The 13,029-nt window shown below is 56.9% G+C and carries 14 protein-coding genes and 1 pseudogene; 4 read left to right on the top strand and 11 right to left on the bottom strand.

Going from position 1 to position 13,029, the window contains the following annotated elements; translation table 11 throughout:
• The first annotated feature begins 20 nt into the window (after nucleotides 1-20).
• Complete coding sequence (gene mscL / locus AC5EFR_RS09595) at nucleotides 21-443, top strand: large conductance mechanosensitive channel protein MscL (protein ID WP_493575617.1); 423 nt, start codon at nucleotides 21-23, stop codon at nucleotides 441-443.
• Nucleotides 444-494: 51 nt separating this feature from the next.
• Here mscL and AC5EFR_RS09590 read toward each other — a convergent pair whose 3' ends face one another.
• Nucleotides 495-1,031: a peroxiredoxin-like family protein gene (locus AC5EFR_RS09590; RefSeq protein ID WP_493575616.1), complete on the bottom strand. Its 537-nt coding sequence runs from the start codon at nucleotides 1,029-1,031 to the stop codon at nucleotides 495-497.
• 87 nt (nucleotides 1,032-1,118) lie between these two features.
• On the opposite strand from AC5EFR_RS09590, the gene AC5EFR_RS09585 reads away from it, so the two are divergent.
• The gene (locus AC5EFR_RS09585) at nucleotides 1,119-1,871 is read left to right on the top strand and encodes a helix-turn-helix transcriptional regulator (RefSeq protein ID WP_493575615.1); all 753 of its coding nucleotides are present in this window, start codon (nucleotides 1,119-1,121) and stop codon (nucleotides 1,869-1,871) included.
• Nucleotides 1,872-1,877: 6 nt separating this feature from the next.
• On the opposite strand, the gene ald is transcribed toward AC5EFR_RS09585, so the two are convergent.
• Nucleotides 1,878-2,999, bottom strand: a complete 1,122-nt coding sequence (gene ald / locus AC5EFR_RS09580; protein ID WP_493575660.1) for an alanine dehydrogenase — start codon at nucleotides 2,997-2,999, stop codon at nucleotides 1,878-1,880.
• Between the two features lie 136 nt (nucleotides 3,000-3,135).
• Here ald and AC5EFR_RS09575 point away from each other — a divergent pair, with 136 nt between their 5' ends.
• Both AC5EFR_RS09575 and AC5EFR_RS09570 read left to right on the top strand, forming a co-directional pair.
• Entirely contained in the window at nucleotides 3,136-3,594 is a 459-nt protein-coding gene (locus AC5EFR_RS09575; protein WP_493575614.1) for an Lrp/AsnC family transcriptional regulator, read from the top strand.
• Nucleotides 3,595-3,681: 87 nt separating this feature from the next.
• Entirely contained in the window at nucleotides 3,682-4,662 is a 981-nt protein-coding gene (locus AC5EFR_RS09570) for a Hint domain-containing protein (RefSeq protein WP_493575613.1), read from the top strand.
• Nucleotides 4,663-4,666: 4 nt separating this feature from the next.
• Here the strand turns inward: AC5EFR_RS09570 and ccoS are convergent, their stop codons facing one another.
• The 9 genes and pseudogenes from ccoS to AC5EFR_RS09525 form a co-directional block, all read right to left on the bottom strand.
• Nucleotides 4,667-4,825 carry a cbb3-type cytochrome oxidase assembly protein CcoS gene (gene ccoS, locus AC5EFR_RS09565; protein WP_299920988.1) on the bottom strand — a complete coding sequence of 53 codons (159 nt, stop codon included), beginning with the start codon at nucleotides 4,823-4,825 and terminating at the stop codon, nucleotides 4,667-4,669.
• Between the two features lie 6 nt (nucleotides 4,826-4,831).
• The gene (locus AC5EFR_RS09560) at nucleotides 4,832-7,018 is read right to left on the bottom strand and encodes a heavy metal translocating P-type ATPase (RefSeq protein ID WP_493575612.1); all 2,187 of its coding nucleotides are present in this window, start codon (nucleotides 7,016-7,018) and stop codon (nucleotides 4,832-4,834) included.
• A 3-nt stretch (nucleotides 7,019-7,021) separates the two neighbouring features.
• Nucleotides 7,022-7,486 carry a FixH family protein gene (locus AC5EFR_RS09555; RefSeq protein WP_493575611.1) on the bottom strand — a complete coding sequence of 155 codons (465 nt, stop codon included), beginning with the start codon at nucleotides 7,484-7,486 and terminating at the stop codon, nucleotides 7,022-7,024.
• Nucleotides 7,483-8,922, bottom strand: a complete 1,440-nt coding sequence (ccoG, locus tag AC5EFR_RS09550) for a cytochrome c oxidase accessory protein CcoG (RefSeq protein WP_493575610.1) — start codon at nucleotides 8,920-8,922, stop codon at nucleotides 7,483-7,485. The genes AC5EFR_RS09555 and ccoG overlap by 4 nt, the downstream gene beginning before the upstream one ends.
• Nucleotides 8,923-9,016: 94 nt before the next feature.
• Nucleotides 9,017-9,892 carry a LysR family transcriptional regulator gene (locus AC5EFR_RS09545; RefSeq protein ID WP_493575609.1) on the bottom strand — a complete coding sequence of 292 codons (876 nt, stop codon included), beginning with the start codon at nucleotides 9,890-9,892 and terminating at the stop codon, nucleotides 9,017-9,019.
• Nucleotides 9,893-10,601: 709 nt separating this feature from the next.
• Nucleotides 10,602-11,480 (bottom strand): cytochrome-c oxidase, cbb3-type subunit III, encoded by an 879-nt coding sequence (gene ccoP / locus AC5EFR_RS09540; protein ID WP_493575608.1) that lies wholly within the window; start codon nucleotides 11,478-11,480, stop codon nucleotides 10,602-10,604.
• Between the two features lie 15 nt (nucleotides 11,481-11,495).
• Entirely contained in the window at nucleotides 11,496-11,687 is a 192-nt protein-coding gene (locus AC5EFR_RS09535; RefSeq protein WP_299920974.1) for a cbb3-type cytochrome oxidase subunit 3, read from the bottom strand.
• 8 nt (nucleotides 11,688-11,695) lie between these two features.
• Nucleotides 11,696-12,424: a cytochrome-c oxidase, cbb3-type subunit II gene (gene ccoO, locus AC5EFR_RS09530; protein WP_299920972.1), complete on the bottom strand. Its 729-nt coding sequence runs from the start codon at nucleotides 12,422-12,424 to the stop codon at nucleotides 11,696-11,698.
• A 14-nt stretch (nucleotides 12,425-12,438) separates the two neighbouring features.
• Nucleotides 12,439-13,029, bottom strand: a pseudogene (locus AC5EFR_RS09525) (cbb3-type cytochrome c oxidase subunit I); the annotation flags it as partial.

The raw sequence follows: 13,029 nt of genomic DNA, 5'->3' as shown, positions 1-13,029 counted from the left end.
CAAAAACGGGGACGTGGGACATGATTCAGGAATTCAAGGACTTTATTGCCAAGGGCAACGTCATGGATATGGCGGTTGGTATTATCATCGGGGCGGCGTTCACCGCGATCGTCACATCGTTGGTTGGCGATTTGATCAACCCGATCATCGGTCTGTTTATGGGCGGTATTGATTTTAGCGAATGGTTCTATGCGCTGGACGGCAAAGACTACGCGACATTGGCCGCCGCCGAAGAAGCCGGCGCGCCGGTTTTCGCCATTGGTCGCTTTATCATGGCGATCATCAACTTCCTGATCATCGCCTTTGTGGTCTTTATGCTGGTGAAAATGGTCAACAAAGCCAAAGCCGCCGCCGAAGAGCCAGAAGAGCCAAAAGAAGAGGCCCCAGCAGGCCCAACCGAGCTGGATATTCTTGTCGAAATCCGCGACTCGCTTAAGAAATAAGTGCCGGATATGGCGCAAAGGAAAGGGGCCCAGCAGGGCCCCTTTTTTGGATTAGACCGCAGCGGTATATTCGCCACGTGCCGGATAGTTGTTGGCAATGGCGAAATCTAAGGCTCCAACCAACTCCGAGAAATGCGGACGCATAAACGGCATGGTTTGCACGGTGCCAAAATACAGGGTCTGTTCGGGTGTTACCAAAAACAGGCCGGGTTCCGAGAAGAGCGCGGGTTCTTCGATGCCAATCGAGGTTTTACCGCGCGAGGTCGAAATATAGAGTCCCCAATCACGCGCCTGATCCAGTGGTAGATCATAGGCAATACGCAACTCTTTGGCGTCGATTTTGTCGGCCATACCACGGGCGCGTTCTTCATTGTCCGAGCTCACCGCAATGGCCCCAACGCCGCGTTCAGCAAAGGCAGGGAGCAGTTTTTGCAGCTCGGTCAGGTATGTCGCGCAAATGGGGCAATGCAACCCACGATAAAAACACACCAAGGTTCCGCGCTCGGACGTTTCCTGCGCAAGGTCAAACTGGCCATTGTCCAGTGTGGGCAGGGTGAGACCGGGGGTTTTCTGACGGGGCATCAACATGGGTGTATTCCTATTAGAACTTGACGATGGGGTCATATTGCGCGATTTTCTGTAATGAAAATCCGAAATATCTAGCAGAAAATCCGAATGAGCAAATGCGCGCCCGCCCGACCTGACCGCCTAGCCGACTTAATCGAACGCTTTGATGTGGCCATCACTCCGGTTGCGGATGCCCCGGCCAATCTGGTTATTCTGGGCGATAACAGCGGCCCTCGCTCCGTTTTGTTCCTGCAAAAACCACAGGCCTTTCCGAGCGCACAGTTTGCGGCGCGGGTCGATTGGGGCACGGTGGAGAACCCGCTTGAAACCGGGTTACCGGCGCGAATCGAGATGCCGATTGAAACGCCGGATCTGATGGGGCTTGCGGTTGCATTGAAATGGGAGGCCGAGGCGCATCGCTGTGGGTCGGCCTCGGTATTGCGCCGCTTGGCCGAGGTGCTGATCGTGCGCCTTTTGCGGTTCCAGTTCGACACCGGGTGCGATCAAATCGGGGTCTTGGCCGGTCTGACCGACCTGCGTTTGTCGCGGGCCATCGTCGCTATGCACAATCGCCCCGGTCATGGTTGGTCAAGCGGTGATTTGGCGGTCGAGGCGGGCCTGTCGCCCTCGCGGTTTTCTGAGCTGTTTTCGCAAAAGGTGGGACAATCCCCAATGGCCTATCTGCGGCAATGGCGTTTGACCGTAGCGCGCCAAGATTTGCAACAAGGTCAACGCGTTGACGCGGTTTCACGTCGTTATGGATACGCTTCATCCGAGGCGTTTTCCCGCGCCTTTCGGCAGAAATATGGGGTGCCACCCCTCGCACTTAGGGGACGCGTTGGGGTGGCACCGGGTGCATAAAACGGTTTAGGCCGCTTTGAGCACCAACTGGGGGGAGGTCACGTCCATCCCCAGAGCCTTGCCAACCGCGTCATAGGTTAGCTTGCCGGCATGGACATTGAGACCGTTCAACAGATGCGGATCATCGGCACAGGCCTGACGCCAGCCCTTGTCGGCCAGGGCCAACATGAAGGGCATCGTGGCGTTGCCAAGCGCGATGGTCGAGGTGCGTGCAACCGCTCCGGGCATATTGGCGACGCAATAATGCATAATGCCGTCAACCTCATAGACCGGGTCCGCATGGGTGGTCGCCTTGGAGGTTTCAAAACACCCGCCCTGATCAATCGCCACATCCACAAGGGCCGCGCCGGGTTTCATCGTTGAAAGCTGGGCGCGCGAAATCAACTTGGGCGCGGCCGCTCCCGGGATCAGAACCGCACCAATCACCATATCCGCCTCTTGGATAAGCTCTGCGGTGGCACCGGCGGTGGAATACTGGTTTTTGAACGTGCCACCAAACACGTCATCAAGGTAACGCAAACGCGGGATGGACCGGTCAAGCACGGTGACATCCGCGCCCATACCCGCCGCGATTTTGGCCGCATGGGTGCCAACAACCCCGCCACCAATCACAACAACTTTGGCTGGGCCAACGCCGGGCACGCCGCCCATCAACACGCCGCGACCACCATTGGCCTTTTGCAAGGTCCAGCTGCCCACTTGCGGGGCCAAACGCCCAGCGACTTCGGACATCGGCGCCAAAAGCGGCAGACCACCGTTGTTGTCGGTCACGGTTTCATAGGCGATGGCCGTACAGCCCGACGCAATGAGATCGTTGGTTTGATCTGGGTCGGGGGCAAGGTGCAAATAGGTGAACAAAAGCTGATCTTCGCGCAGCATTTTGCGCTCACCGGCTTGTGGTTCCTTGACCTTGACGATCATATCAGCGGTGGCAAAAATCTCCTCTGCGGTGTCGATAATTGCGGCACCTGCGGCCACATAATCATCATCCGAAAAGCCAGCCCCGATGCCGGCGCCTTTTTGCACAACCACCTGATGGCCATGTCCCACGGCCTCGCGTGCGGCGTTGGGTGTTAGACCGACCCGAAATTCCTGTGGTTTGATCTCTGTGGGGCATCCGATTTTCATAGCCATTCTCCATTTGCCTATTTTTTAAGCATGGTTGAAATGGCTTGCAATTTCCCTGCGAATTTGCTGCGTAGTTAGCGGGAACATTCGAAGAATCTTCGAAAACTTTTGCTCCAAACGAAGAAAGTGCGCGCACATGGCCTTGGACGAGACAGATCGACGTATCTTAAGGGTGATTCAACGTAAGGGGCGGATTTCCAATTCTGACCTGTCGGATGAGGTGAATCTTTCGGCCTCGGCCTGCCATCGGCGGGTGCAGCGGCTCGAGAGCGACGGATATGTCAAAGACTACGTTGCGCTATTGGATGCGCGTAAATTGGGGATGCCGAGCACGGTTTTTGTGGAAATCAAGCTTAGCGCTCAGGCTGATGAAGTGCTTGACGCTTTTGAAAAGGCGGTGGCGCGGGTCCCGGATGTTTTGGAATGCCACCTGATGGCGGGCACGGCGGACTACATTTTGAAAGTTGTCGCCGAAGACACCGAAGATTTCGCCCGCATCCACCGCCAATACCTCACCCGCTTGCCCGGCGTGGCCCAGATGCAATCGAGCTTTGCACTTAGAACAGTGTTTAAAACAACGGCTTTGCCTGTGTGAAGTGAGCGCAAGGTAACCAAAGCTTAGGTTTGATCTGCGATGATGGCGTCTATTGTCGGAGTCGGGTCAATGGTCGCATCATTTACAATGAATGGGGGGGACAACTCCTTTGCTGTTGCGACCGGCAGCAATGTCGACATTGTTGCCGGCCAATCTCGGTTTGATCATCCGCCAAATTCCACGACAGATTTGCAAATCACGACCAAGGATGGCGATCCGGATCCGCGGTTATTTGAGGTTGGTGACACCTATGACATCACATGGTCGGGTCATGGCGGCGGCAATCTTGTCGATGCTGTGGTTGTGCGCAGTGATGCCGCGCCGGATACCGGCGGTGCCATTGTGTTTGAGGGGACCGACGGCGGCGAAACCGTTCAGGTTATTTGGACACCGGATTTCGACCTCGAAAATTGGTATTGGACCTACTACGGCCCATCTAATCCGCCCAATTTCTACACCACGGATCAAGATCCGAACTATGACCATACATACATCTGTTTTGAGAAATCCACTCAGATTGCCACACCGCGTGGATATGTGCGCGCTGGTCAGCTGAAGGTTGGTGAAACGGTGTGCACCATGGGCGGGATTGCGCGTGAAATCCTTTGGATTGGTCGCAAAACCATTTCGGGCGAGGGGGCATCGGCCCCGGTTCGGTTCCCAATCGGCAGTATTGGAAATTTTGCGCCTGTCAAACTGTCTCCGCAACACCGTGTTTTGATTAGCTCAAATAGTGCCGAGTTGCATTTTGGCGAACGCGAGGTGTTGGTCCCGGCCATTGCCTTGGTCGATGGCAAACGCATCCGGCAGGTGCAAAAGCCAACGGTTGTTTACGTGCATATCTTATTGGATCGGCACGATATTCTCTTGGCGCAAGGCGCACCCTGCGAAAGCTTGATGCCCGGCGACGCCATAGAAACCCTTCTGGATGAGGGGGAGCGCGCCGAAATTCACGAGGTGATCAAAGATCGGGAGTATCGCCTCATTCGGCCCGCTTTGCACCGACACGAAGCCGAAGTTATTGCTCAGGATCGTGACATCATAAAACGCGAAACCGCGTTTCTATAGGCGTCTAACCTTTGGGTTTGTCGTCGTAGTCACCGGACAAAATCCGCTGAGCGTCGCCTTCTGGGTCATCATATTGGTTTGAGCGCAGGGTAAACACGAAAAAGCCCAAGCCAGCACAGCCAAGCACCAAAGAGATCGGGATCAGATAAGTTAGGATATTCACAGGTGGTTACCTCAGGCGCAGCGCGTTAAGCGAGACTGTAATCGAACTTGCCGACATCGCCAAGGCGGCGATCAGCGGCGAACACAGCCCGGCAATGGCCAAAGGCACGGCGATGATGTTGTACCAAGTGGCGATGGTGAAATTTTCGCGGATGCGGCGGGTGGCCTTGCCAGCGGTGTCAATCGCGTCGGGGATCGGGTCAAGCGTGCCGCCCAATAACACAATATCCGACGCCACGCGGGCCGCGTCCAAGGCCGAGGCCGGAGAGATCGAGGCATGGGCCGCCGTAAGCGCCGCCGTATCGTTTAACCCATCGCCAACCATCAAAACCTTGGCACCTTGTTCGGTAAGCGCCTCAATTCGCGTGGCTTTGTCTTGGGGCAGGGCTTCGGCCAGCCATTGTTCGATGCCAAGCCGAGTGGCGAGTGCTTCAACCGCCGCCGTGGTATCGCCCGACATCAAGATCACTTTCTTGCCGCTCTCTTGTAAGGCGCGCACCGCCTCTTCGGCCCCATCCCGGAGCCGGTCGGTAAAGGTAAAGGCCTGGGCCGGGCCATCGCCGACCCGCAACCACGCCGAGGTCATGGCGTGGCTGCCTGCGCCAACCCATGCGGCGCGACCAAGGCGGACCATCTGCCCTTGCCATTGGCCTTGTGTGCCGTGTCCGGGAACCTCTTGAATATCGGTGACATCGGCCGGCGCGATGCCTGCCGCGCGGGCGGTGGAGGTCAGGGACTGCGACAGCGGATGCGCCGACCCTTGTGACAGCGCTAGGGCGATTTCCAAATCGCGGCGGGTGAAATCATCAAGGTTGGTCAGGTCCGGAGTGCCTGCGGTCAAGGTACCGGTTTTGTCGAACACCACCGTGTCGATCTGGGCCAAACGTTCCAAGGCGGTGGCGTCTTTGATCAACAACCCCTGTTTGAAAAGACGGCCCGAGGCGGCGGTTGTTACCGCTGGAACCGCCAAACCCAAGGCGCAGGGGCAGGTGATGATCAAAACCGCGGCGGCAATATTCAGCGCAATGCGCAAATCTCCGGACCACAGGTACCAGCCGACAAAGGCCAGTGCCGATAGGATGTGAACGCCGGGCGCATAGAGTTTCGCCGCCTTATCCGCCAGCGACGTGTAGCGCGAGCGCCCGGATTCCGCCACGGCGACCAGATCGGCCATCCGGTGCAAGGACGTGTCGCGCCCCACAGCCGAGGCGCGCACCAAAAGCGGCCCCGTTAGGTTCACTTCGCCTGCGCTGATAATGGTGCCGGGCTCTGCAAACACCGGCAAGGTTTCCCCGGTCAAAAGTGAGCGATCAAGCTCCGACGTGCCCTCAACGATTTCTCCGTCCACCGGCATCCGGCCACCGGGTCGCACGCGAAGGATGTCGCCGACGCGAAGCTCAGCGACGTTGACCTGTTCCTCTCCGGTATCGCTCACCCGCCAAGCACGTGGCACTTCGAGTGCAGCAAGCTCTTCGGCGGCGGACCGGGCAACAGAGCGGGTGCGATGATCAAGGTAACGACCCGTCAACAAAAAGAAGGTCAGCGCCATAGCCGCGTCAAAATAGGCATGCTCGCCAGACAGCGAGGTTTCCCAAAGCGAGGTGACCAGTGCCAGCAGAATGGCCAATGAAATGGGCACATCCATGTTGAGATGCCCGGCCTTCAGCGCGGTCCAAGCGTTTTTGAAAAACGGCTGGGCGGAAAAGGCGACGGCGGGGATGACGATGGCCGCCGAAATCCAATGGAACATGTCGCGGGTTGGCCCTTCGGCCCCCGACCAGACCGCCACCGATAGCAACATCACGTTCATCGAGGCAAATCCCGCCACCGCAAGCCGCATCAGCAACTCGCGCCCGGCGCGGTCGGTGTGCGTGGCGGTGATGGCGGTGGTGTCAAGCTCATGGGCCTCATAGCCCGCGCCTTCGACCAGCGGAATGATATCCGCGGCGGTGAGATCCGGGTCGGCTTCGATGCTGACCCGTTTCATGGTAAGATTGACCCGCGCCGATCGCACGGCATCCGAGGCGTTCAAAGCCTGTTCCACCGTCGACATACAGGCCGCGCAATGAATTGTCGGCAGGGATAGAACGATATGCGCCTCAGTTGGTTCCTGAGCCGCAGCCAAAGCTTCGGCCGCTGGGGCCGCAGAACAAGCAGGGCAGGCCGAGGCCTGAGGGCGTATCGCAGCGGTCATGGTCTAGTCCTCAACGATAAAAACAACACGTTGTTCAAACGGGGTGCCATCAAGCGCGGTGGCTTTCATGCGGATGTTCCAATTGCCGGGGGCAAGCGTTTCGCGGGCCACATAGGACCGGCCATCAAACTGAAAATCCGGGCTGCGGTCATCTTTGACATGGGTGGGGCGCCCAAGGGTCGCCTCAAGCTTGCCCACCTGCACCGGCGTACCATCCTGTTCGGCAATCGACAGGATCAGCAAGCCGCCCACATGTTTGGCCCCAACATCCCAACCAAGCCCTTCTTGCGCGGCGCGGCGTTTGTCAAACGTCTGGCTTGCGACATAGGAATTCTTGGTCTCCAACCCCGGAAAGGTTTTCACAGCGCTAAAGGCCAAGACAAGGTTGACGGCGATGATGACACCAAAGGCCCCACCAAAAATCGCCAAGACATGCCAGCCGGTTAATTTACGTTCGGTTTTGGTCATTTGTCGGCCCGCCCGTTGAATACAGTATCGTTATGCGCTCGGTCGCCTGTGGTCAAATCTTCGACCCAAAGGCGGATGTCGACGCGTTCCATCGCAGCAGGGTCCGAATGGCGCGGCGCAATGACATGGACCTTTTGCAGCAACGTCTCGTTCGCGTTGACGGTGACGGTCTCATAGGGCGTGCCTTCGAGTTGGATATGGAGCGACGGATCACCTTTGAGTGTCATGCGGAACGGGCGATCTTCGCCGTGTTTGTTGAGCAACCGCACCTCATAGGTGTTGCGGATCGAGCCATCTGACATGGTGACGTAGATCGGATTGCGCACCGGGGCGACGGTCATTTCGATTTCAGGCCGAATGAACAAGGCAAAGACCAAGCCAACCCCGACCAGAGACCAAAGCGTGGTGTACATCATGGTGCGGACCCGGAAAATATGGCTCCAAACCGGGCGAGGCGGGTTGCCGGCGCGCTCTTTTGGTTCATCAGAGGCGGCAAGGTAGTCGATCAAACCGCGCGGTTTGCCGATTTTGTCCATCATGTCGTCACAGGCGTCGATGCACAGACCACAGGTTATGCATTCCATCTGTTGACCATCGCGAATGTCGATCCCCATCGGACAGACGTTCACGCAGGCCATACAGTCAATACAATCGCCGGTTTCCTGACTGTCGTCCTTTTTCTTGCGCAGCTTGCCACGCGGTTCACCACGCCAGTCGCGATAGCCAATGGTCAACGTGTCTTCGTCCATCATCGCCGCTTGAATGCGGGGCCAAGGACAGGCGTAGATACAAATCTGTTCGCGGGCGATGCCCCCAAAAAAGAAGGTGGTGGCGGTCAAAACCAACATGGTTGTGTAGGCGACGGGGTGTGCCTGGCCGGTGACCAAATCAACCAAAAGCGTTGGCGCATCGGCGAAATAGAACACCCAAGCCCCGCCGGTGGCGAGCCCGATCAGGAACCAAGAGATGTATTTCGTGACGCGCAGCCGCGCTTTGCGGACATCCCATTTTTTCTGACGATGTAGGCGCAGGCGGGCGTTGCGATCCCCTTCGATCCAACGTTCGACTAGAATAAACAAGTCCGTCCATACGGTTTGTGGGCAAGCATAGCCGCACCACACCCGGCCCAAGGCCGAGGTGAAGAGGAAGAGCCCCAAGCCAGCCATGATCAACAAGCCAGCAACGAAATAAAACTCGTGTGACCAAATCTCGATCCAGAAGAAATAGAAACGTCGGTTGGCCAAGTCGATAAGAACGGCCTGATCCGGAAGTTCCGGCCCCCGGTCCCAGCGAATCCAAGGGGTTAGGTAGTAAATCCCCAATGTGACCAGCATGATAACCCATTTCAGGTTCCGAAAGGCGCCAGTGACGCGTTTTGGAAACACCGGTTCACGGGCGGCGTATAGGGAGGGAGGGGTGGCATTATTGTCGGACACGGGGAATCGCTCCGTTAAGGGGTTTTATCAATATTGGTTTTCCCAACTCAGTGCAGGCGCAGCATTGACCTGCATCAAATTCTGAATCTTTGATTTAGGTTTTTGTGGCCTGTGCCAAGATCCAGCGACAAAATGCCCTGAGCGCCGGACGCTGAACACCCGGCCGGGTGACAAGATGATAGCTTGCCCCCCTGTCTTCTTCGAACAAAACGCTTAGCCGCCCGGCGGCGATGTCGTCTTCGACCATCATGCGGGTGACCATCGCCACGCCTTGCCCACGGCGAATGCCTTCGAGAACAAGATTTCCCGGCACATTGGTGATGGATTTCGCCTTGCCGGGGCGAATCCCGTGGCGTTCCATCCAACGCGAGGCTTCGTTTGTGCCAAATTCATTGAGCCATGGCAGATCAGCGAGGCCATCCGGGTCGTCCTTTTGGTAGTTCCGAACAAGATCGGGTGTGCCGACCAGCGCAAGGGGCGCATGGATCAAGGCGGTGGACGAATAGCCGGGCCAATCCCCGTTTCCGTATCGAATTGCCACGTCAATTCCCCCCGGAGTGAGGTCGACCAACGTGGGGTTTGGGTCAATCATCATGCTGATGTCTGGGTGTTTTTTCCGGAAGCTTGCCAATCTGGGCATAAGCCAATCGGCAGCAAAACTTGAGGTGCAAGAAATTTGAACCGGGCGTTCTTGTTCCTGCGTTGTCAGCTGTTCGACCGTTTCAAAAATGGCGGTAAAGGCGGTGTCCAGCGTTCTGGCCAGGGTCTCGCCGTCTTCGGTTAGGGAAAGTTTTTTGCCCTGCCGTTCCAAAAGCGGGACATTTAAATGCGCCTCAAGCTGGCGGATTTGCTGGCTAATGGCGGCATGGGTCACATTGAGCTTGGCACCGGCCGCCGTCATCGACCCGGTCTGGGCAAATGCCCCAAAGGCCCGTAGCGCCGCCATCGGAGGGAGTTGCCCCCAATTCATTGTAATCTGACCTTACACATCTGAATTATCCCTGACTCGCGTGGTTCCGTAGTTTGTGTGAGGTTTTCATAAGGAAATCATCAAATCAAGAGGGTGACATGTTCACAATATATGCACAAAGCTTTATGACTGCCTGCCGCCGAGACTTACATAGGTTTGCGGATGAGCACCCACAAACCCCTATTCACGAAGCGGATCGTCGCCGTGAACAAGAGGCCAAAACGCGCCGCCGGATGATGTTTCGGCGTGGCTGGTTGTCATAGAATGGGAAATAAATGCGCCGATGCCCTAGGAAACGCGCGAACAGGACAGGACATCGGCGCAATACGCCCCGACCCGAGGGTTGGGGTATATTATTGATCGGGGGGAGGGCCCCAATCTTTCTGATCCGAATTTGACAGGATGGCCGGCGATTCACCTTGACTTGTGTCAAGCTCGGCGGTGTTGACCGCCATATTTTTGGGGATCGGAGACGTTTTTTTGGGGGCAAGTTCCATTTGGGCGCAGGCACGGGGCTTGAGAGGTCAACGCACTCTGATTGCGGTCGCTGTTTGGCGCGACCAAAGCGCAAATCCGCAGATGTCGTCGCATTGGGTTCTGACTTTGCCCTTTGGCGTCATTGGCCGGGGCAAGACCGCGACAAGAAAAAGACCCCCGACCGCAATGGCCGGGGGTCCGATTGTTTTCAACTGATTGATTTCTCGGTCAGTTACTCTGAGGCTTCACCGCCGCCCAAACCATGGACATATGATGCCACGGCGCGAATTTCGGCTTCGTCCAGACGTTCGGTCCATGAGGGCATCACACCAAAACGAGCGTTGGTGATTGTCTCAAAGATGTCGTCATAGCTGCCACCAAAGAGCCAAATCGCGTCCGTAAGGTTCGGGGCACCTTGGCTCACGTCACCGGTACCGTCTTCGGCGTGGCAAGAGGAGCAGTTGTCTTCAAACAGCACCTTGCCCGCTTCGGCGGCGGCGGCATCCTGAGGGGTGTCACCGGACAACAGTTGGACAAAGTTCGCTAGCTGAGCGATCTCTTCTTTTTCCAACAGCTCGTCACGCCCAAATGCGGGCATTTCCGAGTAACGCGCGTCGTCGTCGGTTTCGTTGCGAATACCGTGGCTGATCGTGGCGTGGATATCCTCGATCGACCCACCCCAGAGCCAGTCATCGTCCAGCAGGTTGGGATAGCCTTTGGCCCCCGCCGCACCAGAACCGTGGCACTGGGCACACCAGGTTTTGAACACCGCAGAGCCAGCATTGTTGGCATAGGTATGCAGTTCCGCATCGGCCGCGATTTCAGTCAGCTCGGTCCCAGCCAATTTGGCGTTGATCGCAGCATTCTGATCTTCGACACGGGCGATTTCAGTCGCGACTTCGCCACGGGTGGAATAGCCAAGCACACCGGGCGTTGCCCCGTTGATTAGTGGCCATGCCGGATAGGCGATGACATAACCGATGCCCCAAACGATGGTCGCATAAAAGGTCCACACCCACCACTTTGGAAGCGGTTTGTTGTATTCCTTGATGCCGTCCCAAGAGTGGCCGGTTGTCTCATAGTCGAGATCGTCTTTTTTCTTGTCACTCATGTGTTCCTCGCCTCCTTAATGTTCGGCGGGGGCGCCAAGGTCGGGCGCCGGTTTATCATCATGACGGAAGGGGATGTTGGCCGTGTCCTCATGGACGGCTCGGCTGCCGGGTCGGAACGCCCAGAGGGCGATTCCGATGAAGACAGCGAACATGACCAGCAAAGCCCAACTATCGGCAAGCTCACGAAGGAAAGAATAGGTTTCCATAGTCCCCCCTAGCGGCTTGCGTCAGGCGTGAAGGTCGAGAAGTCGACCAACGTGCCAAGCATTTGCAGATAGGCAACCAGAGCGTCGGCTTCGGAAATGCCAGCCCGGTCATCAAAGTTGCGAACGTTGACATTGTCACCGTAGCGTTCAAGCAGCCCGTCATAGTCACTGTCGGGGTCCGCCTGAGCGGCAAAGTCGGCCTGAGCGTTGTCGATCATCTCTTGGGTGTAAGGAACCCCCACAAGACGATGCGTTTTCAGCAGGTCAGCCACATATTCGCCTTCGACGAGCTTGGCTTCGAGGAAGCCGTACTTTGGCATCACCGATTCCGGAACAACCGACTGCGGGTCACGCAGGTGGTCGATCTGCCATTCGTCAGAGTAACGGCCACCAACGCGCGCCAGATCAGGACCTGTCCGCTTGGAACCCCACTGGAACGGGTGATCGTACTTCGATTCCGCCGCCAGAGAGTAGTGACCGTAACGTTCGACTTCGTCGCGCATCGGGCGGATCATCTGCGAGTGGCAGACATAGCAGCCTTCGCGGATGTAGATGTCGCGACCAGTCAGTTCGAGAGGGGTGTAGGGGCGCATGCCCTCTACATCCTCAATTGTGTTCTCGAGATAGAAGAGCGGTACGATCTGCACCAGCCCACCGATTGTTACCACCAGGAAGGCAAAGATTGCCAAAAGGGTAACATTTTTCTCGAGGACAGCGTGTTTGTCGAGAATTGCCATGTATCCGGTCCTCCTTATTCGGCCGGTGTGGCGTGCGCATTAGCGGCTTCGGCATCGACTGCCGGGGCTGCTTTTGCGGTCATCCACAAGTTGTAGACCATGATCACGGCACCAGCGACGAACATCACACCACCCAGAGCGCGGACAACATACATCGGGAATTTGGCACCTACGGTGTCGGCAAAGCTCCAAACAAGGAAGCCATTGGCGTCAACTTCACGCCACATCAGGCCTTCCATGATACCGGTGACCCACATGGACGCCGCATAAAGAACGATGCCGATCGTGGCGAGCCAGAAGTGCCAGGACACCAGCTGGTTCGAATACAGACGTTCACGGTTCCACAGTTTTGGCACCAGATAGTACAGCGCACCAAAGGTGATCATGCCGTTCCAACCAAGCGCACCAGAGTGTACGTGACCAATGGTCCAGTCAGTATAGTGCGACAGTGAGTTCACAGCGCGGATCGACATCATCGGACCTTCAAAGGTCGACATGCCGTAGAAACCGATCGAGATCACCATCATACGGATAACCGGGTCGGTGCGCAGTTTGTCCCATGCACCCGACAGGGTCATCAGACCGTTGATCATACCACCCCAGCT

The organism is Pelagimonas sp. (genome assembly GCF_058892305.1).
The sequence above is the reverse complement of the archived record's forward strand: the minus strand, read 5'-3'. Positions and strand labels throughout refer to the sequence as shown.

Bases quoted from the DNA above. Each gene is read 5' to 3' on its own strand.
- mscL (WP_493575617.1), top strand. From the start codon at position 21: ATGATTCAGGAATTCAAGGACTTTATTGCCAAGGGCAACGTCATGGAT.
- AC5EFR_RS09575 (WP_493575614.1), top strand. From the start codon at position 3,136: ATGGCCTTGGACGAGACAGATCGACGTATCTTAAGGGTGATTCAACGT.
- AC5EFR_RS09560 (WP_493575612.1), bottom strand. From the start codon at position 7,018: ATGACCGCTGCGATACGCCCTCAGGCCTCGGCCTGCCCTGCTTGTTCT.
- ccoP (WP_493575608.1), bottom strand. From the start codon at position 11,480: ATGAGTGACAAGAAAAAAGACGATCTCGACTATGAGACAACCGGCCAC.
- AC5EFR_RS09535 (WP_299920974.1), bottom strand. From the start codon at position 11,687: ATGGAAACCTATTCTTTCCTTCGTGAGCTTGCCGATAGTTGGGCTTTG.
- ccoO (WP_299920972.1), bottom strand. From the start codon at position 12,424: ATGGCAATTCTCGACAAACACGCTGTCCTCGAGAAAAATGTTACCCTT.
- ald (WP_493575660.1), bottom strand. From the start codon at position 2,999: ATGAAAATCGGATGCCCCACAGAGATCAAACCACAGGAATTTCGGGTC.
- AC5EFR_RS09545 (WP_493575609.1), bottom strand. From the start codon at position 9,892: ATGAATTGGGGGCAACTCCCTCCGATGGCGGCGCTACGGGCCTTTGGG.
- AC5EFR_RS09590 (WP_493575616.1), bottom strand. From the start codon at position 1,031: ATGTTGATGCCCCGTCAGAAAACCCCCGGTCTCACCCTGCCCACACTG.
- AC5EFR_RS09555 (WP_493575611.1), bottom strand. From the start codon at position 7,486: ATGACCAAAACCGAACGTAAATTAACCGGCTGGCATGTCTTGGCGATT.
- AC5EFR_RS09570 (WP_493575613.1), top strand. From the start codon at position 3,682: ATGAATGGGGGGGACAACTCCTTTGCTGTTGCGACCGGCAGCAATGTC.
- AC5EFR_RS09585 (WP_493575615.1), top strand. From the start codon at position 1,119: ATGAGCAAATGCGCGCCCGCCCGACCTGACCGCCTAGCCGACTTAATC.